The 22,456-nt window shown below is 65.9% G+C and carries 22 protein-coding genes and 1 riboswitch; of the genes, 7 read left to right on the forward strand and 15 right to left on the reverse strand.

Translation table 11 applies throughout. The features are described 5' to 3' along the window. Positions 1–30: 30 nt before the first annotated feature. Positions 31–274: riboswitch (cobalamin riboswitch) on the forward strand. Positions 275–427: 153 nt separating this feature from the next. Genes THIARS_RS13555 through THIARS_RS13565 form a run of 3 tightly spaced genes read left to right on the forward strand, consistent with a single transcriptional unit; the run spans position 428 to position 4,122 of the window. Next, positions 428–2,386, forward strand: a complete 1,959-nt coding sequence (locus tag THIARS_RS13555; RefSeq protein ID WP_245845918.1) for a TonB-dependent receptor plug domain-containing protein — start codon at positions 428–430, stop codon at positions 2,384–2,386. A 21-nt stretch (positions 2,387–2,407) separates the two neighbouring features. Next, on the forward strand, positions 2,408–3,388 hold the full coding sequence (locus THIARS_RS13560) for an iron chelate uptake ABC transporter family permease subunit (protein WP_094161347.1): 981 nt from the start codon (positions 2,408–2,410) through the stop codon (positions 3,386–3,388). Beyond that, on the forward strand, positions 3,385–4,122 hold the full coding sequence (locus THIARS_RS13565; protein ID WP_094161348.1) for an ABC transporter ATP-binding protein: 738 nt from the start codon (positions 3,385–3,387) through the stop codon (positions 4,120–4,122). Before THIARS_RS13560 ends, THIARS_RS13565 begins: the two co-directional genes overlap by 4 nt. A 9-nt stretch (positions 4,123–4,131) precedes the next feature. On the opposite strand, the gene THIARS_RS13570 is transcribed toward THIARS_RS13565, so the two are convergent. The 5 genes from THIARS_RS13570 to THIARS_RS13590 form a co-directional block, all read right to left on the reverse strand. Continuing rightward, on the reverse strand, positions 4,132–5,010 hold the full coding sequence (locus THIARS_RS13570) for a cobalamin-binding protein (RefSeq protein WP_245845919.1): 879 nt from the start codon (positions 5,008–5,010) through the stop codon (positions 4,132–4,134). An 83-nt stretch (positions 5,011–5,093) separates the two neighbouring features. Next, a complete protein-coding gene (gene nth / locus THIARS_RS13575) occupies positions 5,094–5,738 on the reverse strand; it encodes an endonuclease III (protein ID WP_094162135.1) in 645 nt (214 codons plus the stop codon). A 44-nt stretch (positions 5,739–5,782) separates the two neighbouring features. Beyond that, the gene (gene rsxB, locus THIARS_RS13580; RefSeq protein WP_094161350.1) at positions 5,783–6,481 is read right to left on the reverse strand and encodes an electron transport complex subunit RsxB; all 699 of its coding nucleotides are present in this window, start codon (positions 6,479–6,481) and stop codon (positions 5,783–5,785) included. 60 nt (positions 6,482–6,541) lie between these two features. Further along, positions 6,542–7,819 (reverse strand): polyhydroxyalkanoate depolymerase, encoded by a 1,278-nt coding sequence (locus THIARS_RS13585; RefSeq protein ID WP_094161351.1) that lies wholly within the window; start codon positions 7,817–7,819, stop codon positions 6,542–6,544. A 112-nt stretch (positions 7,820–7,931) separates the two neighbouring features. Further along, positions 7,932–9,137 carry an amino acid aminotransferase gene (locus THIARS_RS13590; RefSeq protein WP_094161352.1) on the reverse strand — a complete coding sequence of 402 codons (1,206 nt, stop codon included), beginning with the start codon at positions 9,135–9,137 and terminating at the stop codon, positions 7,932–7,934. A 183-nt stretch (positions 9,138–9,320) separates the two neighbouring features. On the opposite strand from THIARS_RS13590, the gene uvrB reads away from it, so the two are divergent. Together uvrB and THIARS_RS13600 are read left to right on the forward strand one after the other, a co-directional pair. Continuing rightward, complete coding sequence (uvrB, locus tag THIARS_RS13595; RefSeq protein WP_094161353.1) at positions 9,321–11,414, forward strand: excinuclease ABC subunit UvrB; 2,094 nt, start codon at positions 9,321–9,323, stop codon at positions 11,412–11,414. Between the two features lie 54 nt (positions 11,415–11,468). Next, positions 11,469–11,993, forward strand: coding sequence for a low molecular weight protein-tyrosine-phosphatase (locus tag THIARS_RS13600; RefSeq protein ID WP_094161354.1), 525 nt, complete (start codon positions 11,469–11,471; stop codon positions 11,991–11,993). Here the strand turns inward: THIARS_RS13600 and THIARS_RS13605 are convergent. Further along, positions 11,988–13,187 carry a GNAT family N-acetyltransferase gene (locus THIARS_RS13605; protein WP_094161355.1) on the reverse strand — a complete coding sequence of 400 codons (1,200 nt, stop codon included), beginning with the start codon at positions 13,185–13,187 and terminating at the stop codon, positions 11,988–11,990. The two genes, THIARS_RS13600 and THIARS_RS13605, sit on opposite strands and share 6 nt — an antisense overlap. Here THIARS_RS13605 and THIARS_RS13610 point away from each other — a divergent pair. After that, positions 13,186–14,895, forward strand: a complete 1,710-nt coding sequence (locus THIARS_RS13610; RefSeq protein WP_094161356.1) for an NAD+ synthase — start codon at positions 13,186–13,188, stop codon at positions 14,893–14,895. The two genes, THIARS_RS13605 and THIARS_RS13610, sit on opposite strands and share 2 nt — an antisense overlap. Positions 14,896–14,958: 63 nt before the next feature. Further along, positions 14,959–15,297: a P-II family nitrogen regulator gene (locus tag THIARS_RS13615; RefSeq protein ID WP_094161357.1), complete on the forward strand. Its 339-nt coding sequence runs from the start codon at positions 14,959–14,961 to the stop codon at positions 15,295–15,297. Between the two features lie 49 nt (positions 15,298–15,346). On the opposite strand, the gene THIARS_RS13620 is transcribed toward THIARS_RS13615, so the two are convergent. From THIARS_RS13620 to THIARS_RS13660, 9 genes are all read right to left on the reverse strand, one after another. Next, a complete protein-coding gene (locus tag THIARS_RS13620; protein ID WP_094161358.1) occupies positions 15,347–15,931 on the reverse strand; it encodes an LOG family protein in 585 nt (194 codons plus the stop codon). Between the two features lie 13 nt (positions 15,932–15,944). Beyond that, positions 15,945–16,325: a diacylglycerol kinase gene (locus tag THIARS_RS13625; protein WP_094161359.1), complete on the reverse strand. Its 381-nt coding sequence runs from the start codon at positions 16,323–16,325 to the stop codon at positions 15,945–15,947. A 62-nt stretch (positions 16,326–16,387) separates the two neighbouring features. Next, the gene (locus tag THIARS_RS13630) at positions 16,388–17,416 is read right to left on the reverse strand and encodes a glycosyltransferase family 4 protein (RefSeq protein WP_094161360.1); all 1,029 of its coding nucleotides are present in this window, start codon (positions 17,414–17,416) and stop codon (positions 16,388–16,390) included. Then, positions 17,404–18,342 (reverse strand): UDP-2,3-diacylglucosamine diphosphatase, encoded by a 939-nt coding sequence (locus tag THIARS_RS13635; protein ID WP_094161361.1) that lies wholly within the window; start codon positions 18,340–18,342, stop codon positions 17,404–17,406. The genes THIARS_RS13630 and THIARS_RS13635 overlap by 13 nt, the downstream gene beginning before the upstream one ends. A gap of 67 nt (positions 18,343–18,409) precedes the next feature. After that, entirely contained in the window at positions 18,410–18,919 is a 510-nt protein-coding gene (locus THIARS_RS13640; RefSeq protein ID WP_094161362.1) for an RDD family protein, read from the reverse strand. Between the two features lie 31 nt (positions 18,920–18,950). Next, positions 18,951–19,601: a DUF3106 domain-containing protein gene (locus THIARS_RS13645; RefSeq protein WP_245845921.1), complete on the reverse strand. Its 651-nt coding sequence runs from the start codon at positions 19,599–19,601 to the stop codon at positions 18,951–18,953. After that, positions 19,601–20,035, reverse strand: coding sequence for a DUF3619 family protein (locus THIARS_RS13650; RefSeq protein WP_094161363.1), 435 nt, complete (start codon positions 20,033–20,035; stop codon positions 19,601–19,603). Before THIARS_RS13650 ends, THIARS_RS13645 begins: the two co-directional genes overlap by 1 nt. Then, the gene (locus tag THIARS_RS13655) at positions 20,022–20,597 is read right to left on the reverse strand and encodes an RNA polymerase sigma factor (protein WP_094161364.1); all 576 of its coding nucleotides are present in this window, start codon (positions 20,595–20,597) and stop codon (positions 20,022–20,024) included. Before THIARS_RS13655 ends, THIARS_RS13650 begins: the two co-directional genes overlap by 14 nt. A 209-nt stretch (positions 20,598–20,806) precedes the next feature. Continuing rightward, positions 20,807–22,228 carry an HDOD domain-containing protein gene (locus THIARS_RS13660; protein ID WP_186436679.1) on the reverse strand — a complete coding sequence of 474 codons (1,422 nt, stop codon included), beginning with the start codon at positions 22,226–22,228 and terminating at the stop codon, positions 20,807–20,809. Positions 22,229–22,456 lie beyond the last annotated feature (228 nt).

Genomic DNA, 22,456 nt, shown 5'->3' on the forward strand with positions numbered 1-22,456 from the left:
TGGGCTGCGTCAACCCCAAGTTCCGCGATCCCATACCATGCCACTGTTGGTGCTCGCGCGGTGTGTTCGATGCCGCGCGGTTAAACGGGAAACAGAGTGATGCGCGTCTCGCGGCGCGTGTCTTGCCTGTGCTGCCCCCGCAACGGTGAGTGGACGCGGCCCATCCGGGGCCGTCGTTCGTATGCAGGGCCACTGGTCGTCTTCGCAGGACGGCTGGGAAGGCGCATCGAATGGGTCCACCAGCCCGGATACCGGCCAACAGGCGAAAACCGCAGCGCTGCCCGGGGTGAGGCAGACTGTGCGCCGCGACGCGTGCCGATGGCGCGTGCTCGAGGTTCGCGTGGTCTCGGCACGGGGCGATGCGGTTTTCGATTTCGGTCGGTCGCGCGGGGGAGCGCGGCAGCCGCTTTCTCTCGCTCGAAGTTCCATGAAAACCCATCGTTTCACCTCCCAGGACGTTCCGTCCGCAGGGCGCATCGCAGGCAACCGCCGTTTCAAGCAAGCTAGTACCACCGCGCCGCTTGCCCGGCGCAGGCCCGCTCCATTTTTCGGCGCGTTCGCGCTGACCATGCTGGCCGCTGGCATGGCGCAGGCGCAGACCGCAACCGGCACGACCACCTTGCCCCCGGTCGTGGTGTCGGCCACCGGCTATCCGCAACCGCTGTCCAGCGCGCTGCCCAGCGTGAGCGTGATCACCCGCGAGCAGATCGATGAGTCGGGCGCGCAAAACCTCACGACCCTGCTGCAGCAAGTGGCCGGCCTGCAGGTCACGTCCAATGGCGGCCCGGGCCAGACCGGCAACGTGTTCGTGCGTGGTTTCGGCGGCCCCGACGTGCTGGTGCTGCTCGACGGCGTGCCGATGAACGCGCAGGACGCCACGGGCAGCGCCTATCTCAACAACTTCACCACGGACCAGATCCAACGCGTCGAAATCATCCGCGGCAACGTCTCGGCCATCTATGGCTCGGGTGCGATCGGCGGCGTGGTGCTCATCACCACGCGCCACGGCGGGAAGACTCCGCGTGCCTCGCTGAGTTTCACCGCCGGCAGCCGCAACACCTTCACGTCTTCGGCCGACGCCAGCGGACAGATCGGCAAGACCGCGTTGCAGGCAGGTATCAGCCGCTACACCACGCAGGGCATTTCGTCGCAAAACCCGCAACAAATGGGCCTGCCCGACGCGGCTGATGGTTACCGCAACACGACAATGAACGGCTCCATCGTGCAAACCCTGGCACCGGGCCAAACGCTGGGCCTACGCGCGTTCCGCAGCGATGGCAAGTACACCTACAGCAACGCCACCCTTTCCGGGGAGACGAAGCAGAATTTGTATCAATTGTTCAGTGACAACCAACTCACGTCTGACTGGACTTCGCACTTGAGTCTGTCGCAGCAGGAAACCACGAACGACAATGCGCCTGTGGGCAATCTCAGCCATTACCGCACCCGTGTGCAACAACTGCTCTGGCGCAACGTCGTGCAACTGATGCCGGGGTGGACGGCGACGGCGGGGGCGGACTTGCAGAAGCAGAGCATCGTCGGCAGCTACAACTATGGTCCCTACTACAGCGGTGCGTTCGACAACAGCCGCAACGCACGCGCGGTGTTTGCCGGCATCGACGGCAGCTTCAATGGCAATTCGCTGCAGCTCAACCTGCGCCATGACAGCATCGACGGCTACTCGGGGCAAAACACCGGTTATCTAGGGTATGGACGCGAACTCGGCGGCGGCTTCAAGGCCATTGCTAGCTATGCCACTGCGTTCAACGCACCGCCATTGGGCTATCTGTACGACCCGAATGCCGGCAATCCGAACCTCAAACCCGAGAAGGCGCATACCGTCGAAGCAGGACTGCAATGGGCGCAGGGCGTCAATGTGTGGCGCGCCACTTTGTTTCAGACCAAGGCGACCGAACAGTGGAGCTATGGCAAGAACTTCACGTTCGAGAACATCGCCAGTGCACGCACCCGCGGCTTAGAACTGACGGGCCGCGGCGCCTGGAACGGCTGGGCCTACGACACCAACCTAACCTTGCAACAGCCTGTCGATTTGACACAACCGGGTGATCCGACCCTGCAGCGTCGCGCCCGCAGTGTTGCGAATATCGCGGTGAACCACGCGGTGGGTTCGGTTCTGCTCGGTGCAGCCGTACATTACAGCGGCCCACGCTGGGACTTCAACTACAACGTCTATCCGGCGCAGCGCGTCACCCTGGGAAGCTACACCACCGTCGACCTCACCGCCAGCGGCCAGATCAGCCCGCAGTGGAGCTGGAACGCGCGGGTGCAGAATCTGTTCGACAAGAAGTACCAGACGGCGTGGGGCTATAACCGTGAACCCTTTGGCGTCTTCCTGGGTCTGACTTGGCGGCCGCTGGGAACCTGAGCCCGGGCCGTGCCCCTTGCCATGTCCAGCCCCGCCATCGCCCCCACCCCCGAACTGCCCGGCCGGCGACTCGAGCCGCACGACCTGAGGCTTCTCGCCGTGGTTGGCGGTGCCAGCCTGCTTGCCTTGTTGCTGGGCATCGGCGTGGGCGCGGGGGGGTGGAACTGGCTGCTGATCGAGCAGTTGCGCCTGCCGCGGGTGCTGGCCGGCGCAGGTGCAGGCGCCCTGCTGGCCGAGGCGGGCCTGGCGATGCAATTGGTGTTGCGCAACCCCCTGGCCGATCCTTACGTGCTGGGTGCCTCGGCCGGCGCCGGCATGGGCGCCATCGCCATGCTGGTGGCGTTCGGCAGCCAGCTCTGGCTGGGCAGCGTGGGCGGTGCGCTGGCGGCGCTTGGTCTGCTGTTGCTGCTGGGCCGCAAGGCCATGGCCAGCCCGGACGACGAGGCGCCCGCCCAGCTCATTCTCATCGGTGCCATGCTTTCCGCCGTTTTCGGCGCGGGGTCCACGCTCTTGCTGGCCCTCGTGCCCGAGCAGAGCCTGCGCGGCGCGGTGTTCTGGCTGGTCGGAGACTTGTCCGGTGCGCGCTTCGGCCACTGGCTTTGCCTGCTGGCCTTGGTGCTGGCGCTGGCGCTGGCGGCATCGTGCCGCGCGCTCGACCGTCTGGCCCTTGGCAGCGAGCATGCATGGCTGCTGGGCGAGCCGGTGCACCGGCTGCGCCTCGGATTGGTGTTGCTGGCCGCGCTGGCCACCGGGGCCGCGGTGGCCGAAGCCGGAGCGGTGGGTTTCGTCGGGCTGGTGGTACCGCACGTGCTGCGCATGTTCGGCGTCGTGCGCATGCGCCAACAAAGCTGGGCCGTGCCGCTGCTGGGGGCAGCCCTGGTGGTGGCTGCCGATGCGCTGGCGCGCGGCGTCGCCATGCCTTATGAGTTGCCGGTCGGCGCGATCACGGCGCTGCTCGGCGCCCCGGTGTTCATCGTGCTGCTGATCAAGCAACCGCGATGAGCGCCGCGGTCTTGCTCGAGGCCGAGCGGATGGACGTGCGCGTCGGCGTGCGCGTCCTGCTGCGCCACTTGTCCTTGGCGGTGCGGCGCGGCCAGCGCTGGGCCCTGCTCGGGCGCAATGGGGCCGGCAAGTCCACCCTGCTGCGCCAATTGGCCGGCCTCGGCGGAGATCCCTTGCCGGTGCGGCTGGGAGGCGTGGCCCTGTCCACCATGTCGCCCGCCCAGCTTGCGCAGCAGCGCGCCTACCTGCCCAGCCAGCCGCGGGATCGCTTCGGCATCGCGGTGCTCGACGCGGTGATGCTGGCGCAGCACAGGCCCGAAGAAAGAGCCGCGCTGGATTGTCTTGAGAGGGTGGATGCCGCGCATCTGGTGCATCGGCATGTCTTGCAGCTTTCGGCAGGGGAGCGCCAGCGCGTGGCGCTGGCCCAGGTGCTGGCGCAGCGCACGCCCCTGCTCCTGTTGGACGAGCCCGTCACTTTCCAGGATCCGGCCCACCAGGGCCTGGTGGCGCGCTTGCTCGGCAGCCTGCCGGAACAGGGCGTCGTGTTCGCCGCGCACGACATCAACTGGGTGGCCCATGTCGCCACCCATGTGCTCGGTCTCGTCCCTGGAGGGCAATGGATCGCGGGGCCGGTGGAACTGGTCTTGCATGCGCAGACCCTCCAGCGTCTGTACGGTTGCGACTGGCAGCGCGTGGCGCGGCCCGACGGCCCGGATTTATGGCTGCCGGCTTGAACCCGGCGGTCAGGGTTTGGGTTGCATGTGCCGCGCGCCGGCGATGGCCTGGCACAACTGCGCCACGCCGTCGAGGACATGCGCGCCCATGCGTGGGAGCTGGTCCGGATTCAAGAGCACAAGCTGGCCGTGCCGCACGGCGCTGACCTCGGGAAAACGCGTCCAGGCGTCGAGCGCCCGGGCGTTCGGACTGGCGGCGACGATGATCTGCGGATCGGCGGCGATCACGGCTTCGCGGCTGACCGTGGGTGCCAGGACGGGCAGAGGAGCGAAGGGATTGACGCCGCCGCACAAATGAATGGCCTGGTTGATCAGTTGCGGTCCGCCCACGGTCATCAGCGGTTCGGCCCAGACCTGATAGAACACGCGCACCGGGGGTTGATGCGCATAGCGCGCACGCAGCGCAGCCAGTCGCGCATCGTAGGCCCGGACCCAATGGGCGGCCTGCTCTGGCGTGCCGGCCAGTTCGCCGATGCGTTGCACGGTCCTGGCGACGGACTCCAGGGTGTTGGTTTGGCTCCAGTACACCGGGATGCCAAGGCGCTGCAGGGTGTCCGCCTGACGCGGCGGCGTGCCGGATTTCCACGCCAGGATCAGGTCGGGGCGCAACGCGACGATGGACTCGAGGTTGAGCGCGAAGGCGTCGCCCACGCGTGGCAGGCGGCGTGCCTGGGGCGGGCGGTCGGCGCCGCGTATGGTGGCCACGAGCCGGCCACCGGCCCCGGCGGCAAAGCTCAGTTCTACCAATTGGGGAGACAACGCGACGATGCGCCGCGCCGGGTGTTGCAGCACGACGGCACGTCCCGCGTCGTCATGGACTTCAATGTCGGCGCGGGCCTGGGGCAGCAGGCTGACCAGGAGCAGGGCGGGAAGCAGGAGGCGGCGCAAGATTTCGCGTCGGCGCGAAGGGCGCCGCACTATGCGGGAAGGCGCCGACGGGGCCGTGCCGCAGCGCGCGTGCCCCACCACGTTCATGCCGCGGGCCTCGCGGTCTTGGGTTGATGCGGACACAGATCCGCGAGCGCACAGCGCCAGCAGTCGGGGCTGCGTGCCTTGCACACATAGCGGCCATGCAGGATCAGCCAGTGGTGGGCGTCGTGCAGATAGGCCTCGGGCACCACCTTCATCAGTTTGGCTTCGACGTCCAGCGGCGTTTTCCCCTTCGCCAGCCCGAGGCGGTTGGCGACACGGAAGATGTGCGTATCCACCGCCAGCGTGGGCTGGCCGAAGGCGATGTTGAGCACCACATTGGCCGTCTTGCGGCCCACGCCCGGAAGGGCTTCCAGCGCTTCGCGCGTGCCCGGCACCTGTCCACCGTACTGCTCGATCAGGATGCGGCTGAGCGCCGCCACGTTCTTGGCCTTGGTGCGGTACAAGCCGATGGTGCGGATATAGGGCGCCACGCCATCCTCCCCCAGTGCAGCCATGGCCTGAGGCGTGGGAGCCGCGGCGAACAGCGCCGGAGTGGCCTTGTTGACGCTGGCGTCGGTGGCCTGGGCCGACAGCACGACGGCAACCAGAAGCTCGAAGGCGTTGTGGTATTGAAGCTCGCTGCGGGGGTTGGGGTTGGCGGCCCGCAGGCGGGAGAACAGAGTTTCGATGTCGGTCTTGTTCATCGCATCCACATTGTCGCTGGCGGCCGAACTACCGCGCGCCATCCTCAGCGCAGGCGCTCAGCCTGGCGCTGGCGGGCGCGCTCCAGCGCGGCGGCGACCACGTCCTGCTTGCGTTGCTGTTCCGCGGTCTTGCTGCCGGACGGCGCCTCGAGCGGCAGCGCGCCGTCCTGCGGGTTTTCCATCTCCCCACCGTGCAAGGGGTTGCGGCGTTCGCGTCTTGCCGGAGCCAGCCTTTGCTGGCGCGCCGCATAGCGCTGCCGGGCGGCCTGGGCTTGCGCGGCACTCCAGGCCGCCCAGCCGGTGCTGCCGGCCAGCGCCTGATCCGGCAGGGGGCGCAGTTCAATGCAGTCCATCGGGCAGGGCGGCAGGCAGAGCTCGCATCCGGTGCACCAGTCGGCCAGCACGCTGTGCATGCGCTTGGGAGCGCCCACGATCGCGTCGACCGGGCAGGCCTGGATGCACAGGGTGCAGCCGATGCACCAGGCCTCGTCGATCACGGCCAGCCTCCGGGGCGCTTCGGTGCCGTGCTCGGGGTTGAGCGGCATGGGCTTGAGCCCGGTGATCGCCGCGAGCCTGGCGACGCCTTCGGCCCCGCCGGGCGGACATTGGTTGATGCCGGCCTGGCCGGCCGCGATGGCCTGCGCATAGGCGCGGCAATCGGGGTAGCCGCAGCGCGTGCATTGGGTTTGCGGCAGGGCCGCGTCGATGCGTTCGGCCAAGCCGGGCCATCCAGCCTGCGGCATGACACCGGCAGACCCTGATGCCAAGGCGGATCGTTGTCCGCGCTGTGCGGAAGAGGGCATTCAGGCCGTGCGTCGGCGTGGAGGATTTTGCGCGACGCCTTCGCGGTGGGAGGCGATGAAGTCGCGCACGCGCGGATAGGTGAGCTCGCGCCAGCGGCGCCCGGCGAAGATGCCGTAATGTCCCGCGCCGGGTACGGTGAAATGGGTGCTGTCCGCCGCGGGGATGCCGGTGCAGAGATCGTGCGCCGCCTCGGTCTGGCCGGCGCCGGAGATGTCGTCCAGTTCGCCCTCGATGGTCATCAGCGCGGTATCGTGGATGTCCTGCGGGCGCACCGGCCTGCCGTTGACGGCCCAGGTGCCTTGGACGAGAGCGAACTCCTGGAACACGAGGCGGATCGTGTCGAGGTAGTACTCGGCCGGCAGGTCGAGCACGGCGTTGTACTCGTCGTAGAAGCGCCGATGCGCATCGGCGTCATCGGTATCGCCGCGCACCAGGTTGAGGAAGAAGTCGTAGTGCGAGTTGAAGTGCCGATCCGGGTTCATGGCAACGAAGCCGGTGTGCTGCAGGAAGCCGGGATAGACGCGCCTGCCCGCTCCGGGATAGTTCCCCGGAACTCGGTAGATGACGTTGGACTCGAACCATTCGTAGCTCTTGTTCATCGCCAGGTTGTTGACGGCGGTGGGCGATTTGCGCGCATCGATCGGCCCGCCCATCATCACCATGCTGCGCGGCGTGGGCTCAGCGGCCGATGCCATCAAGGAAATCGCGGCCAGGACCGGCACCGTGGGCTGGCACACCGACATCACGTGCACGTCGGGGCCGATGTGGCGGATGAACTCCTGCACATAGGCGACGTAATCGTCGAGCGAAAACGGACCCTGCTCGGTGGGCACCATGCGCGCGTCCACCCAGTCGGTGATGTAGACCTTGTGATGTTGCAGCATGGTGCGCACGGTGTCGCGCAGCAGCGTGGCGTGGTGGCCCGACAGGGGCGCCACGATCAGCACGGTGGGGTCGGATTTGATTCGCTCGAGCGTCTTGGGATCGTCGCTGAAGCGCTTGAAGCGCAGGAGGCGGCAGAAGGGCTTGTCCATCGCCACCTGCTCCTGGATTGCCACATCGTGGCCGTCCACGCTCACCGTGGTGATGTCGAACGCCGGTTTTTCATAGCTCTTGAGCAGTCGGTGCATCAGCTCATAGCTGGCGGACATGCGCTGCACGCCCGGCGTCTGCGACAGGGGCCAAAGAGGGTTGTTGTAGAACTTGGCGGCGGCCTGCGCGAACTCGGCGAGAGGGCTGAGCATGGCGCGCTGCGATTCATACCAGTCGTAAACCATCTCGATTCCTTGTGCGATGCAGCAATTCTAGGCCGGGAATCATGGATTTGTCCGGGATCGGGTCCGTTTGGTCATGCCGGACGTGTATTCACCCGGCACGGCGCAGCCCGCTTCAGCGCATGATCGCCGCCATGGCCTTGGCGACATAGTCGATATTGTGGGTATTGAGCGCAGCCACGCAGATCCGGCCCGTGCTGACGCCGTAGATGCCGTATTCGGCGCGCAGTCGCTCCATTTGCTGCGGAGTCAGGCCCGAGTAGCTGAACATGCCTTTCTGGCGGGTGATGAAGCGCAGGTCGGTGGCCACGCCATGTGCCTTGAGCCGGTCGACCAGGGCTGCGCGCATGCTGCGGATACGCTCGCGCATGTTCGCCAGCTCCTGTTCCCATTGTGCCCGTAGCGCGGGAGTGGACAGGACGGTGGTCACCACTTGTGCGCCGTGCGTGGGCGGATTCGAATAGTTGGTGCGGATCACGCGCTTGAGCTGCGACAGGACCCGGGCGGCTTCTTCCTTGCTCTCGCAGACCACGCTCAAAGCGCCCACCCGCTCGCCGTAGAGCGAAAAGCTCTTGGAGAACGAGGTGGAGACGAAAAAGTCCAGGCCGCTGGCGACGAATTGCTGGATCACGGCGCCGTCCTCGGCAATGCCCTCGCCGAAACCTTGATACGCCATATCGAGGAAGGGCACCAAGCCGCGCGCCTGCACGACGGCGATGACTTGCCCCCATTGGGCGGGCGTCAGGTCATAGCCGGTGGGATTGTGGCAACAGGCGTGGAGCACGATCACGGTGCCGGCCTGGGCTTGGTTCAAGGCCCCCAGCATGGCCTCGAACGCGACGCCGCGTGCCGCGGCGTCGTAATAGGGATAGTTGCCGACATCGAAGCCTGCGGATTCGAACAGCGCGCGGTGGTTTTCCCAGCTTGGATCGGAAATCAGCACCCGGGCCGACGGATTCAATCGCTTGAGGAAGTCCGCACCGACCTTCAGCCCCCCGGTGCCGCCCAGGGCCTGCACCGTGACCACGCGGCCCGCGCGCAACACTTCGCTGTCGGCGCCGAACACCAGCGACTGCACGGCCTTGTCGTAGGCGGCGATGCCGTCGATCGGGAGATAGCCGCGCGGCTTGGGGATCTCGGCCAACACATTCTCGGCCTCCTTCACGCAGGCCAGCAATGGAAGTTTGCCGTTTTCATCGGTATACACGCCCACCCCCAGATTGACCTTGTTCGGGTTGGGGTCGGCCTGGAACTGTTCATTCAGGCCGAGGATGGGGTCGCGTGGAGCCATGTCCACGCTGGCGAATAGCGATGCACTCATGGGTGTTTGCTTGCTGGGGGAGGGTGGTTTGGAGTTTGCCGGCGCAAAATGAACGCTGTGTGCGTTTTTCGCATGCGCTGCCTGACATGAAGGGGATTTTAGGCCGCCGCCGGATTTCCGGTCCGAACTTGCCCCGGCCATGTCGCCGACCCGCAACGCCCGCGCGTTTTCCCAGAGGACTCCATGCCCAGCCTTGCCATCGTCGAACCCTCCTCGCCGCCGCCGCTGGTGCGCTACGAAGGCTCGCCATTCCAGCTGTATCAACCCTACCCCCCGGCGGGTGATCAGCCCTTGGCCATCGAAAAGCTGGTCGAGGGGGTGCGCGACGGCCTGAGCTTCCAGACCCTGCTCGGCGTGACGGGCTCGGGCAAGACGTTCACCATGGCCAATGTCATCGCGCGCCTGGGGCGTCCCGCCATCGTGTTCGCGCCGAACAAGACCCTGGCGGCCCAGCTCTACAGCGAGTTCCGCGAGTTCTTTCCGAAGAACGCGGTGGAGTACTTCGTCAGCTACTACGACTATTACCAGCCCGAGGCCTACGTGCCGCAACGCGACCTGTTCATCGAGAAGGACAGCGCCATCAACGAGCATATCGAGCAGATGCGGCTGAGCGCCACCAAGAGCCTGCTGGAGCGGCGCGACGTGGTGATCGTCGCCACCGTCAGCGCGATCTACGGCATCGGCAACCCAGCCGACTACCACGCCATGATCATGACCATGCGTGTCGGGGACCGCATGGGCCAGCGCGACCTCATCGCCCAGCTCGTGCGCATGCAGTACACGCGCAACGAGATGGAGTTCGGCCGCGGCACCTTCCGCGTGCGGGGCGACCAGATCGACATCTTCCCCGCCGAACACGCCGAACTCGCCATCCGGGTGGAACTGTTCGACGACGAGATCGAGGCGCTCACCCTGTTCGATCCGCTCACCGGCGCCACGCGCCAGAAGATTCCGCGCTTCACCGTCTATCCCAGCAGTCATTACGTGACTCCGCGCGAACGGGTGATGGCCGCGGCGCAGACCATCGAGGTCGAACTGAAGGAGCGCCTGGGCGAGTTTCGGCGCATGGGCAAGCTGGTGGAGGCGCAGCGCCTGGAGCAGCGCACGCGCTTCGACCTGGAGATGCTGACCGAGATCGGCCACTGCAAGGGCATCGAGAACTACACGCGCCATCTCTCCGGCTCGGCGCCGGGCGAACCGCCGTCGACCCTGGTGGATTACCTGCCGCCCGACGCGTTGATGTTCCTGGACGAGAGCCATGTGCTGATCGGCCAGTTCAACGGCATGTACAACGGCGACCGCGCGCGCAAGCAGACCCTGGTGGATTACGGCTTTCGCCTGCCCTCGGCGCTGGACAACCGGCCGCTGAAATTCGCCGAGTTCGAGCGCAAGATGCGCCAGGTGGTGTTCGTCTCGGCCACCCCCGCGGCCTACGAGCAGGAACATGCGGACGAAGTGGTGGAGCAGGTCGTTCGCCCCACCGGTCTGGTGGACCCCGAGTTGGAGGTGCGACCGGCCTCGGCCCAGGTCGACGATCTGCTCGGCGAAATCCGCCTGCGCGTGAATGCCGGAGACCGCGTGCTGGTGACCACGCTGACCAAGCGCATGGCCGAGCAGCTCACCGAGTACCTGTCGGACAACGGCGTGAAGGTGCGCTACCTGCATTCCGACATCGACACCGTGGAGCGTGTGGAAATCCTGCGCGATCTGCGCCTGGGACAGTTCGACGTGCTGGTGGGCATCAATCTGCTGCGCGAGGGACTCGACATTCCCGAGGTGTCGCTGGTGGCGATCCTCGACGCCGACAAGGAAGGCTTCCTGCGTTCCGAGCGCTCACTGATCCAGACCATCGGCCGCGCGGCGCGCAACCTCAACGGCAAGGCCATCCTCTACGCCGACGTCATGACCGAGTCGATGCGCCGCGCCATCGGCGAGACCGAACGCCGGCGCGCCAAGCAGATCGCCCACAACCTGGCCCAGGGCATCACCCCGCGCAGCATCAACAAGCAGGTGCGCGAGCTGATCGACGGCGTGTACGATCAATCGGGCGGCAGCGCGCGTGCGAAGGATCGCGCCGACCAGGAATACGCCCGTTTCGAGACCCTGGACGAGAAGGACGTGGCGCGGGAGATCCGGCAGTTGGAGAAGCGCATGGTCGAGCATGCGCGCAATCTCGAATTCGAGCTGGCCGCGCGCGCCCGCGACCAGCTCGCCGCGCTGCGTCGTCGTGTTTTCGGCGCCGGTGACGACCACGATCTGGACGCGCAAAGCGCTTGAGACGGTTGCGTCGACTTCACCGACCTTGCCTGCATTTCATCCACGCCTTCCGCCATGACTGCACCGAAATCCGCCCCACGTTATGCCGTGCTGTTTTGCTGCATGGGCAATATCTGCCGCTCCCCCACCGCCGAGGGCGTGTTCCGCGCCGAGGTCGAGCAAGCGGGGCTGGCGGATGTCGTGCGCATCGATTCCGCCGGGACGCACGCCTATCACATCGGCGAGCCGCCCGATGCGCGCAGCCAGCGCCACGCACTCAAGCGCAACTACGACCTGAGCCGGCAGCGCGCACGCGCGGTTCGCGACTCCGACTTCGAGGAGTTCGATCTCGTGCTGGCCATGGACTGGGACAACCTCGCCCTGCTGCAGGAACGCTGCCCCGAAGCCCATAGGCACAAGCTCGGGCTGTTCATGAGCTTCGCCCCCGAGGCGGGAAGCCCCATCGTGCCCGATCCGTATTTCAGCGCCGCGGACGGTTTCGAGCGCGTGCTCGACCTGGTGGAGCACGCCAGCCGCGGATTGCTGGCCCATGTGCAACAGTGCCTGCGTGCGCAGGACGCGGCATCGCAGGTTTCATAGCCCGGCATCTTCGGCCGGGCACGTCGCCGCCTTGCGAAACGGCACATGCTCGTGCAGCTCGTCCATATGCTGGTCCAGCGCCAGGTTTTCACGCTGCAGATAGTGTTCGATGGCGGCGTTGAATCTCGCATCGGCCAGCCAATGCGCCGAGGTGCAGGGCACCGGCAACAGGCCGCGCGCCATCTTGTGCGTCCCCTGCGCACCGCCCTCGAAGCGGGTGTAGCCTTGTCCGATGCAGAACTCCAGAGGCTGGTAGTAGCAGGCTTCGAAATGCAGATTTGGAACATGGTGCAAGGCGCCCCAATAGCGCCCGTAGGCATGGCGCAGTTCCGGGTCGAGCAGGATCAGCGAGGCGCCGATCGCCTCGCCATGCCGTTCGGCGATGAGCAGCAACACGTGTTCGGGCAGATGACGCCCAATGGCGCGAAAGAAGCCCAGGTTCAGGTAGGGTTGTGAACCATGCTCCGCATAGGTCTGCCGGTAGCAGCGGATGAAGAAGGCCCAGTCCTCCGGCGTGACTTGCGCCCCCTGCACGCGGCGAAAGCGCACGCCGGCCTGCGTCACCTTGCGCCGTTCCTGCTTCACCTTCTTGCGCTTGTCGTGGTTCATCGCGCCGAGAAAGGCATCGAAATCCAGCCACGGCGCGTTGGGCTGCTGCCAATGGAACTGGACGGTCTGACGTAACAGCAGACCCGCCTGCGCGCACAGTTCGCGCTCCTCGGGAGTCAGGAACAGCAGGTGGAGCGACGACAGGCCGCTGCGCTGGGCAAAGTCCAGCAAAGCCCCGAGCAGCGCGCGCCGCGCCGGTTTGTCGCGTCCAAGCAGCCGCGCTCCGGTCACGGGGGTGAACGGGGTGGCGGCCAGCAGCTTGGGGTAATAAGCCAGGCCGTTGCGCTCGTAGGCGTCGGCCCAGGCCCAGTCGAACACGTACTCACCCATGGAATGGCCCTTGGCATACAGTGCGCAGGCTGCGGCCAGTTGGCCATCGCTGTCGCGCAGTTGCAGCACCAGGGTTTGCCAGCCGGTTTGCGGCACGGCGCAACCATGCTCCTCCAGCGCCAGCAGGTAGGCATGGCGCTGGAATACGGTGCTTCCGGGCGTGAGTGCGGCGAGCGCATCCCACTGCGCGGCAGGCACTTCGGCCATGCCATCGGCCATGCCATCGGCCATCTCAATGCGAAAATCGCTGTCCATGTCTATTCCCATTGCAATCGCGCAGTTCAACGGCACCGTCGGCGACCTGGCGGGAAACAGCCGCGCCATGGCCGCCATGGCGGCACAAGCCTACGCCCAGGGCGCGCGCGTGCTGCTCACCCCCGAACTGTCGCTGACCGGCTATCCGCCGGAAGATCTGTTGCTTCGGCCCGCGTTTCTGCGCGCGACCGAGGAGGCATTGCACCAGCTGGCGCAAAGCTTGGCGCAGTATCCGGATTTGGCCGTCGTGGTCGGGCATCCCCACGTTCCTGGCGAGCGCGCCGACGTGCGCACCGCGTCGACCCAGCAACCGCTGCGCTGGAACGCCGCTTCGGTGCTGCGGGGCGGCCGGGTGGAGGCAACCTATGGCAAGCTCGAGCTTCCCAACTACCAGGTGTTCGACGAGCGGCGCTATTTTGCCCGCGCCGGCGAACCCTGCGTGTTCGAGGCGGGCGGTTTGCGCATCGGCATCAACATCTGCGAGGACGCCTGGTTTGCCGAGGCGCCGAGGCGCGCGCGCGCGGCGGGCGCGCAGGTGCTGCTCGTGCTCAATGCATCGCCCTTTCATCTGGGCAAGAGCCAGGCGCGCGAGGACATCATGCGCCGGCGCTGCCTGGAAACGGGGATGGCTCTCGTATTCGCCCACGGCGTGGGTGGGCAGGATGAACTGGTCTTCGACGGCGGCTCGTTCGTGATGGACGCGCAGGGTCAGGTGCTGGCACGCGCGCCGCAGTTCGAGGAATGCCTGCTGGTGGCGGGTTTCGACGCCCACGGCGCGCCGCAGGCGGGTCTGCGCGCCGAGATCCAGCCGCTTCCGGCCCAAGCCTGGGATGCCCTGGTGACCGGCACCCGCGACTACGTGAACAAGAACGGCTTCCCGGGCGTGCTCATCGGCCTGTCCGGCGGGGTGGATTCGGCGCTGGTGCTGGCTGTCGCGGTGGATGCGCTGGGGCCTGAGCGCGTGCGCACGGTGATGATGCCTTCGCCTTACACGGCCGACATCTCCTGGCTGGATGCGCGCGAGATGGCGCAGGGCCTGGGTGTGCGGCACGACGAGCTTTCCATTCGCCCCATGTTTGACGCCTTTCGCACCAGCCTGGACCCGTTGTTGACCGCGCGCGAGGGCGATACGACCGAGGAGAACCTGCAATCGCGCATACGCGGCACATTGCTCATGGCGCTGTCGAACAACACCGGCTGGATGGTGCTGACCACCGGCAACAAGAGCGAGATGGCCACCGGCTACGCCACCCTCTACGGCGACATGGCCGGGGGCTTCGCCGTGATCAAGGACGTGCGCAAGACCCTGGTGTGGGAACTGGCACGCTGGCGCAATGCGCAGGCTCTGCTGCGCGGCAAGCCGGCGGTCATTCCCGCGCGCATCATCACGCGCGCGCCTTCGGCGGAATTGCGGCCCGACCAGACCGACCAGGACAGCCTGCCGCCTTATCCGGTGCTGGATGCCATCCTGGAGCGCTATATGGAAAACGACCAGAGTCCCGAGGAACTGCTCGCGGCCGGGCTGGACCCGGCGGCCGTGGCCCAGGTGCTGCGCCTGATCAAGCTCAACGAATACAAGCGTCGCCAGGCGCCGCCGGGGGTGCGTATCACGCACCGCGCTTTCGGCCGCGATTGGCGCTATCCCATCACCTCGCGCTGGCTGGAGGGCGTGGAGATCAAGCCATCTGCCGCGCAAGGTCAGGGCTGAATCAGTTAAGCTAAAAAACCAGAACCCGACCGATCGACTTCAGGGACATTGACGAGGACACTCATGAAAAAAATCACCGCCATCATCAAACCCTTCAAGCTCGACGAAGTGCGCGAGGCGCTGGCCGAAGTCGGCGTGACGGGCCTGACCGTGACCGAGGTCAAGGGCTTCGGCCGGCAAAAGGGGCATACCGAGCTCTACCGCGGTGCCGAGTACGTGGTGGACTTCCTGCCCAAGGTGAAGATCGAGGTGGTGGTCAAGGACGGCGAGGTCGAGACTTCCATCGACGCCATCGTCAAGGCCGCGCGCACCGGCAAGATCGGCGACGGCAAGATTTTCGTCGCCAGCGTCGAGCAGGTCATCCGCATCCGCACCGGGGAAACCGGCGAAGCCGCCGTGTAAGAAGGAACCGGCCCCGGGGTTTGTCGGCCTTGGCGTGCCATATCCGGGATCAGATGGCTTCGCGCATGCGCCACCATGGATCGTCACGAACCAATTGGCTGCCCACCATGCGGTCGAGCAGCCGGCCAGGATCGGTGTCCACCACCAGCGGGGCCAGAACCTCGGCACGTACAAAGCCTTGCTCGTGGCTTTGCGCCAGAAAATCCAGCAGCGAATCGTAGTAGCCCTGCACGTTGAGCAGGCCCACGGGCTTGTTGTGGTAGCCAAGCTGGCGCCAAGTCCACACCTCGAACAATTCCTCCAGCGTTCCCAATCCTCCGGGCAGGGCGACGAAGCCATCGGCATAGTCGGCCATGAGTTTCTTGCGCTGGTGCATGTTTTCGACGATGTGCAGTTCGCTCAATCCCGTGTGCCCCACTTCGCGCTGCATCAAGAGTTCCGTGATCACGCCCACGGCGCGGCCCCCGGCGGCCAGCGCGGCGTCGGCCGTGGCGTTCATCAGACCGACGCTGCCGCCTCCGTAAACCAGGGTCATCGCCCGGCTCGCGATCTCGCGCCCCATGGCCGTCGCGGCCTCGACATAGCCTGGGTCGGCCCCGGTGCTGGAGCCACAATAGACACATACTGCATGCATGGAAGCTGGGCCTTCAAGAAAAGCGCGGCAGCAAGATCGCAAGCCACACCAAAGCGCAAAGCAGCAAGGTTAGCAAGACGGCGGCACTACCGAGGTCCTTGGCGGTTTTGCTCAGGTCGTGGCGCTCCAGCGAAACACGGTCCACGGTGTATTCCACGGCGGTATTGAGCAGTTCGACCACCAGGACCAGCACAACGGAACCGGCCAATAGCGCGCGTTCTGTGCCGTCGTTGCCGAGCCAGAAGGCCAGCGGCAGCATCACGAGGGTCAAAAGGCTCTCCTGCCGGAAGGCGGACTCGGTGCGCCATGCGGTACGGATGCCGCTGGCCGAGTTGCGCACGGCCTGCGCTAGGCGGGCCAGCCCGGTCTTGTTCTTGTAGGGATGCGGACTCAAATGCAGACTTCCAGGAAGGCCGTGCCTGATCGGGGGTCGAGGTGGTTGCGGTGACGACCGATTCAAGCCTCGACCCCGGTTGGGGCAGGTTTTTCGGCGGCCTGTTGCAGGTGAAGGAGGAATTGTGAGGTCGCGCGCTGCCAGGTGAACTGACGGGCGTGCGCCACGGCGTTTTGTCGCGGAATGCGCAGCGCGGCCAGGCATGCGGCGCGCAGATCCTCGTCCAGCACGCCGGCCGGAGCGTCGCCGATCACGTCCACCGGGCCGGTCACGGGGTAGGCGGCCACTGGACAGCCGCAGGCCAGCGCCTCGATCAGCACCAGGCCGAAGGTATCGGTGCGGCTGGGGAATACGAAGACGTCAGCGCCCGAATACACCTCGGCGAGGCGGTCTTGCGAGAGCACTCCGAGGAAACGCACTTGTGGATGCTCGCGGCGAATGCGTTCCAGCTCGGGCCCCTCTCCCACCACCCATTTGGTGCCGGGCAGGTCGAGTTCGAGGAAGGCGTCGATGTTTTTTTCCACCGCCACGCGCCCGACATAGAGAAAGATCGGCGGGTCTCCTTCCAGGCGCTGGCCATGGCGCGGGAAGAACACCCGGCTGTCCACTCCGCGCGACCAGATCGCCAGACGCGTGAAGCCGCGCGCCACGAGATCGCTGCGCACGACTTGCGTGGGCACCAGGGTGACGCGTGCGGCGTTGTGGAACCAGCGCAGATAGGCATAGGTCCAGGACAGTGGCATGCCGAATCGGGCTTTCACATATTCCGGGAAGCGTGTGTGATAGGCGGTCGTCAGCGGAATGTCCAGATGCAAGGCGGCGCGGCGCGCGGCCAGGCCCAGTGGGCCCTCGGTGGCGATGTGCACGACATCCGGGCTGAAGCTGGCGATGCGCTGCATCACCAGCCGTCTCGGGCGCCAGCTCAGGCGGATTTCCGGATAGGTGGGGCAGGGGATGGTGCGGAACAGTCCGGGCTCGATCACCTCGACCTCTTCGCCCTGGCTGCGCAGGTGTTCGATGGTTGTCTTCAGCGTGCGAACGACGCCATTGACTTGAGGACTCCAGGCGTCGCTGACGATCAGGATGCGCATGTTGCGGGGTTCGGCTCGGTCATGGTTGAGGAGTGGCTGGCGGCTGCGGCGGCGGGAGCACGCATCTCGGCGAGAACCTGCGGGCTCGAGGTGGCCGACTTCCACATCAGGAGCTGCATCGCGCCGTCGTGCTGTTCGGCCACGGCGGTCAGGCTTTCGACCCAGTCCCCGCAATTGGCGTAGAGGGTGCAGCCGATGTGGCGCAGTTCGGCGCGATGGATGTGGCCGCAAACGACGCCCTCGCACTGTCGTCGTGCGGCTTCCTCGGCGAGCAACTGCTCGAAGCTGGAGATGTAGCTCACGGCGTTCTTGACCTTGCCCTTGAGGTACTGCGACAGCGACCAGTAGGAAAAGCCGAGTCGGTGGCGCACGTGGTTGAGCCAGCGGTTGAGCTTGAGGGTGAAGATGTAGAGTTGGTCGCCCAGATGCGCCAGCCATTTGGCGTGCATCACCACGCCGTCGAACCAGTCTCCGTGCACGATCCACAGCCGGGTGCCGTCGACTGTGACGTGCACGACGTCGGACAGGACCTCGATACCGCCGAAATGCAAGCCCACGTAGTGGCGGGCGAACTCGTCGTGGTTGCCCGGAATGAAGATGACGCGGCATCCCTTGCGGGCCTTGCGCAGCAGCTTTTGCACCACGTCGTTGTGCGCCTGAGGCCAGTACCAGCCCTTGCGCAGTTGCCAGCCGTCGATGATGTCGCCGACCAGGTAAATGGTTTCGGCGTGGCAATGCCGGAGCAATTCCAGCAGGGCATCGGCCTTGCAGTCGCGCGTGCCGAGATGGATGTCCGAGAGCCACAGGGTACGGAACTGGTACGACGTGTCCGGATCGTCGGCCGGATCGGCCGCAGGGACTGAAGACAGGGCTTGCGCCACCAAGTGCGCATCCGCGGGAGGGCTGCTGAGGGTGCTGGGCTGCATGCGCGCATTGCAGCGCGGTCATGTGACAAGGGGATGACACCAACGACGTGTCATCCCCTGCCTGGCCTCAAGGCTCGGTATCGACCAGCCGTGTGCCCGACCACGCGTCATGCCAGAATTGGCGATCCTCGCGCAGCAGGCAAGCGAAGGCCCAAAGCACGATCCAGACCGCCAGCAGGACGAGTCCCGCGGCGTGGTCGAGTCCGGCCCACCAGGCGATGGCCAGGGGCGGAAGCACCCAGAGCCATCCCAGCAGGAATCGCAGGCCTGCGCGCCAGAAACGCGGCGGTCGGCCCTGCGCATCGATCACGCGAATATGCCAGGCGCGCATGGCCACGGTCTGGCCCGCGCGGGTCCAGAAACCGATGAAATACAGCCCAAGCGCGAGGCATGCGGCAAGCTGCAAGCCGTGGCGATCCATCACTCCGCTGCGCTGCCCCACGGCAAGTCCATAGATCATGGCGACGGCCCAGAGCGCGCCGAACAGGACAATGGCCTCGTACAGCAAGGCCGCGAGTCGGCGCAACAGTGCGGGGGCGCGCGGCCGGGACGACGGACCTTGCGTGGAGGCCGGCATACCTGGCGGCTGGGGTTGGCAGCTCAAGCGGCTAGTCGCTGGCCGAAGGCGCGCGCTGCGGAACGGCGGGAGTCGATGCGCCGGCATGAGGCGGCACCGAAGCGACTCCCCCCGTCTTGGCGCCTGGGCCGGATGCCCTGGCTGCAGGCGCGTGGCTGCCTTTGGGATGCCGCCGGTGCTCCTCGGCGACGTAGCGGCTGACGGAGCCGGGCGCCTTGGGAGGAGATTTGGCCTCGTGGGCCAGTCTGCGTTTTTCGGCTTCGGGCAATTTCTGGTAGCGCTCCCAAGCTTCTTTGCGACTATCGAGCGGGGCTTTGCCGGTGGCGAGAAAGTTTTCGCGTGCCAGGCGTCTTTGTTGAGGCGTCATGTGCACCCATTCCGACATGCGCCTATGCAGCGTGGCCCGCTGCTGCGGGCTCATCGCCGGGTAACGCGCCGCAATGTTGAGCCATTTGCGCTTGCGGTCGGCGTTGAAGCGTTCCCATTCGGTCTGAAGCGGGCCGAGCGCTTCCTTTTGCATCGGGGTGAGTTGCTGCCATGCGGGTTTGGCCCCGACGGGTTCGGCAGCGTGCGCGCGCATCCAGCACGCGGCAAGCAGGACACAACAGGCGATCAGAAACTGCCGCAGGACAACAGGGGCAGATGCCTCGGTGAAGGTGCCGAGCTTGTGGGAGGCCGCCATCAACCGCCCTGCCGCAGAAAACTGGTGAAACCGGGGTCGACGTAAGCTTGTGGCGGCAGATTGTCAAGCAAGAGGGCCGTATCGATATCGGCAATTTTTCCCACAAACCGTTCTTGCTGGTAATGCTGCAGCGCATACAGCCCGCACAACAGCGTCGGGATCGCCAGCAGCAATCCGAGACGCAGCCGCCAAGACGACGCTTCGCCGGCGTCGCCGCCCATGGTGGCAGCGCCGCCACGGCCCGGAATGACGACGTGCGCGAGGGCCGTGCGACGTTCACGGTGGCGGTCGACCGCCATGTGCCGGATGCCTTTGAGCCGTTCCGTGATGTCCATCGGCAGTTGTTCGCTGCCTTCACTCAGGCGCGCCGCAACCTGATAGCCGAAACGCGTTTCCGCCCCCGTCAAACTGAAATTCTTGTTATCTGTGTTCATGATCGAAACCTTGCGCCTTGAGCGCCTTAGCCAAGGTATGCGTGGCACGCGAACAGTGCGTTTTCACGCTGCCCTCGGAACATCCCATGGCCGCTGCCGTTTCAGCGACGTCCAGGCCTTCCCAATAACGCATGAGGAAGGCTTCGCGTTGACGATCCGGCAGTTTCTGAATTTCGGCTTCAAGGATGGTCAGGGTCTGCATCCTCTCGAGCTGACGGTCAGCGCCGTCGAGAAGCTCTGAGCTGGCTTCGAGCTCGAAAGTTTCAAGCAAATCGAAATCCTCGGTTTCTCCCGCCGCTTGGAAGTCCGACAGGTTGCTCATCCACGCCGAGCGGACCTTTTGTCTGCGATGCCAGTCCAGAATCGCATTTGTAAGTATGCGCTGGAAAAGCATGGGCCATTCGGCCGGGTCGTGATCGCCATATTTCTCGGCCAGGCGGATCATCGAGTCCTGCACCACATCGAGCGCCGCATCGGCGTTTTGCGTGGCGTATTGCGCGCGTTTGAATGCGCGTTTGTCGACGCTGCGCAAAAAATCCGAGAGTTGCTGGTCGTTGGCCACAGCCGAGGGGTGCCGAGATGGCGTTGTAAGCAAGCCCTCAATTATGCCCAGCAGTTGCGTCTGCATCCGTCACGCAGCTGGAAGACGCCAAACCCGGGCCGTCGCCAACCCGCATGCAGGCGAGTCAGCGACATGTGTTGGAGGTCGGAGGCATTTTCTCTCTCGGGTGAGCCGAATTCGTGCTTCCGGTGCCGGGACGCGGCAGGTGCTCAGCGGGGCAGGGCGCGGACGACCATCTCGGCTTGCGCCACGAAGTTTCTGAAACCTTCGAAGGCTTCGGCATCGAGTTCGCGGCCCGACGGTTTGCGGTCGGCGTAGAACAAACCGATGACTTTGAGGTCCACGGTGAACGCCGCCAGGAAGCAGTGTGGGGTGCCGCTCGCCTGTCGGATGAACGCCGGGGCCGCGGACGCCTCGGTAAACCAGTGTGTCGCCTGCGGCTTCAGCAGGGTGTCGAGTTCGGCGCCGCAGTCCCACATGAAATGCTGGCGCAAATCCGCCGCACCGTGACCCATGGCCATGCGTGCGACGAGTTGGGTCCTGGCCGGGGTCAAGAGACACAGCACGCAACGATCCAGGCCCACGGCGCGGTGCATGCCTTCCAGGCAGGTCTCCAGCAGCATGGGCAGATCCTTGCGCGTGACCGCGACCTTGCCCATTTCGGCGAGCGTGCGCAGCTGCAACTGCAGGTTCGGATCGGGGTAGCGAGCCGCAACGGCGTCGGGCGACGCTTCATCCGGAGTCGTCGCGGCCGACGCGGGCGGGGGCTCGGACGGCGATGCGATATAGGGCAATGTCTTGGGTGCGCCTAGGGCCACCGCCAGGCTCACGGCCTCGTCGGCGTTGCGTTTGAGGCTTGCCAGGGTTTCGTCGTCGGATTGCTTGAGCAGGGTGCCAATGGCTTGCGTGGTGCGCATCACCTCGACCGTGTCCCAGCCTTGCTGCGAAGCCAGGCTCAGGGCTGTGGCGAGTTCGACTTCCTTGCTGTTTTGCAGGATCGCGCCGAGGTTCCAGGCTTGCAGCAGATCGCGTCCGAACTGGCGCAAGGTGGTGCCCAGCGTGTCCTGCTCGGCCTTGGCCTGCGGCATGCCCGCCTGCATGGCCATGTCCAGCCGCTGCGCATAATCGCCGGCGAAGCACCAGAAGGCCATCTCGCCCACGCTGCCCAGCACGGCCTCGACGAACAGGCGTTCGGCCGCATCTTTGGTCAGCCGCCTGCGCAGGCCCATGTCGCGCGCCTGGACGGCGGCATGCAGGGCGCGTCCCAGGGCGTCTTGGACCCGTGGGCCGAAGCGGCCGCTTGCACCCATCGCCTCGATGGTCAGCGCCGAGATGCATACGGTGCGTATGGCCTGGATGCCAAGCACCACGACAGCGCGGCTGACCGTGACGATCTTGCTGTGGCCGCCATAGCCCAGGTAGGCGGCATTGGCGGCGCGCAGGACATGGGAGGTCAGCGCCGGGTCGTGCAGGATGACCTCGGCGATCTGATGTCCGGACAGGGCATCGCTTTCCGTGGCTTGGACCACCGCCTGCAAAGTCATCCCGAAGGCGGGGAGATGCATGTCGGCGATCTGGCGTGCCAACTCCTTGAACGATGCGGGAGCAAGCTCGGGGGCGAGGCGGGCCATGGAGGGAAGGTTTGTTGTCGGGGCGGGAAACGATGACAGGATACGTGACATCGCAACCCGATCCCGACCGCTACAGTGTGAGGGCAAAGGCCGGGTTCGGCCGGGTGTCTCCCACCATGGTTCGTCCATGCATGCCGACGCAAGCACGGCCGGATTGGCACATTCCGACACAACAGGCATGGGGCAAGGCTGGAACAATCCGGTTCCAGGCCGCGCACTCGCTTCAAT

Source organism: Thiomonas delicata (assembly GCF_900088825.1).
Classification (GTDB): Bacteria; Pseudomonadota; Gammaproteobacteria; order Burkholderiales; family Burkholderiaceae_C; genus Thiomonas_A; species Thiomonas_A delicata.

What these genes read in the sequence shown, in the direction of transcription:
- THIARS_RS13620 (WP_094161358.1), bottom strand. Translation starts at nt 15,931, where the DNA reads ATGCATGCAGTATGTGTCTATTGTGGCTCCAGCACCGGGGCCGACCCA.
- THIARS_RS13590 (WP_094161352.1), bottom strand. Translation starts at nt 9,137, where the DNA reads ATGAGTGCATCGCTATTCGCCAGCGTGGACATGGCTCCACGCGACCCC.
- THIARS_RS13635 (WP_094161361.1), bottom strand. Translation starts at nt 18,342, where the DNA reads ATGCAGCCCAGCACCCTCAGCAGCCCTCCCGCGGATGCGCACTTGGTG.
- THIARS_RS13600 (WP_094161354.1), top strand. Translation starts at nt 11,469, where the DNA reads ATGACTGCACCGAAATCCGCCCCACGTTATGCCGTGCTGTTTTGCTGC.
- THIARS_RS13555 (WP_245845918.1), top strand. Translation starts at nt 428, where the DNA reads ATGAAAACCCATCGTTTCACCTCCCAGGACGTTCCGTCCGCAGGGCGC.
- THIARS_RS13630 (WP_094161360.1), bottom strand. Translation starts at nt 17,416, where the DNA reads ATGCGCATCCTGATCGTCAGCGACGCCTGGAGTCCTCAAGTCAATGGC.
- rsxB (WP_094161350.1), bottom strand. Translation starts at nt 6,481, where the DNA reads ATGCCGCAGGCTGGATGGCCCGGCTTGGCCGAACGCATCGACGCGGCC.
- THIARS_RS13645 (WP_245845921.1), bottom strand. Translation starts at nt 19,601, where the DNA reads ATGGCGGCCTCCCACAAGCTCGGCACCTTCACCGAGGCATCTGCCCCT.
- THIARS_RS13585 (WP_094161351.1), bottom strand. Translation starts at nt 7,819, where the DNA reads ATGGTTTACGACTGGTATGAATCGCAGCGCGCCATGCTCAGCCCTCTC.
- THIARS_RS13565 (WP_094161348.1), top strand. Translation starts at nt 3,385, where the DNA reads ATGAGCGCCGCGGTCTTGCTCGAGGCCGAGCGGATGGACGTGCGCGTC.
- THIARS_RS13650 (WP_094161363.1), bottom strand. Translation starts at nt 20,035, where the DNA reads ATGAACACAGATAACAAGAATTTCAGTTTGACGGGGGCGGAAACGCGT.
- THIARS_RS13610 (WP_094161356.1), top strand. Translation starts at nt 13,186, where the DNA reads ATGTCTATTCCCATTGCAATCGCGCAGTTCAACGGCACCGTCGGCGAC.
- THIARS_RS13640 (WP_094161362.1), bottom strand. Translation starts at nt 18,919, where the DNA reads ATGCCGGCCTCCACGCAAGGTCCGTCGTCCCGGCCGCGCGCCCCCGCA.
- uvrB (WP_094161353.1), top strand. Translation starts at nt 9,321, where the DNA reads ATGCCCAGCCTTGCCATCGTCGAACCCTCCTCGCCGCCGCCGCTGGTG.
- THIARS_RS13660 (WP_186436679.1), bottom strand. Translation starts at nt 22,228, where the DNA reads ATGGCCCGCCTCGCCCCCGAGCTTGCTCCCGCATCGTTCAAGGAGTTG.
- THIARS_RS13560 (WP_094161347.1), top strand. Translation starts at nt 2,408, where the DNA reads ATGTCCAGCCCCGCCATCGCCCCCACCCCCGAACTGCCCGGCCGGCGA.
- THIARS_RS13605 (WP_094161355.1), bottom strand. Translation starts at nt 13,187, where the DNA reads ATGGACAGCGATTTTCGCATTGAGATGGCCGATGGCATGGCCGATGGC.
- THIARS_RS13615 (WP_094161357.1), top strand. Translation starts at nt 14,959, where the DNA reads ATGAAAAAAATCACCGCCATCATCAAACCCTTCAAGCTCGACGAAGTG.
- nth (WP_094162135.1), bottom strand. Translation starts at nt 5,738, where the DNA reads ATGAACAAGACCGACATCGAAACTCTGTTCTCCCGCCTGCGGGCCGCC.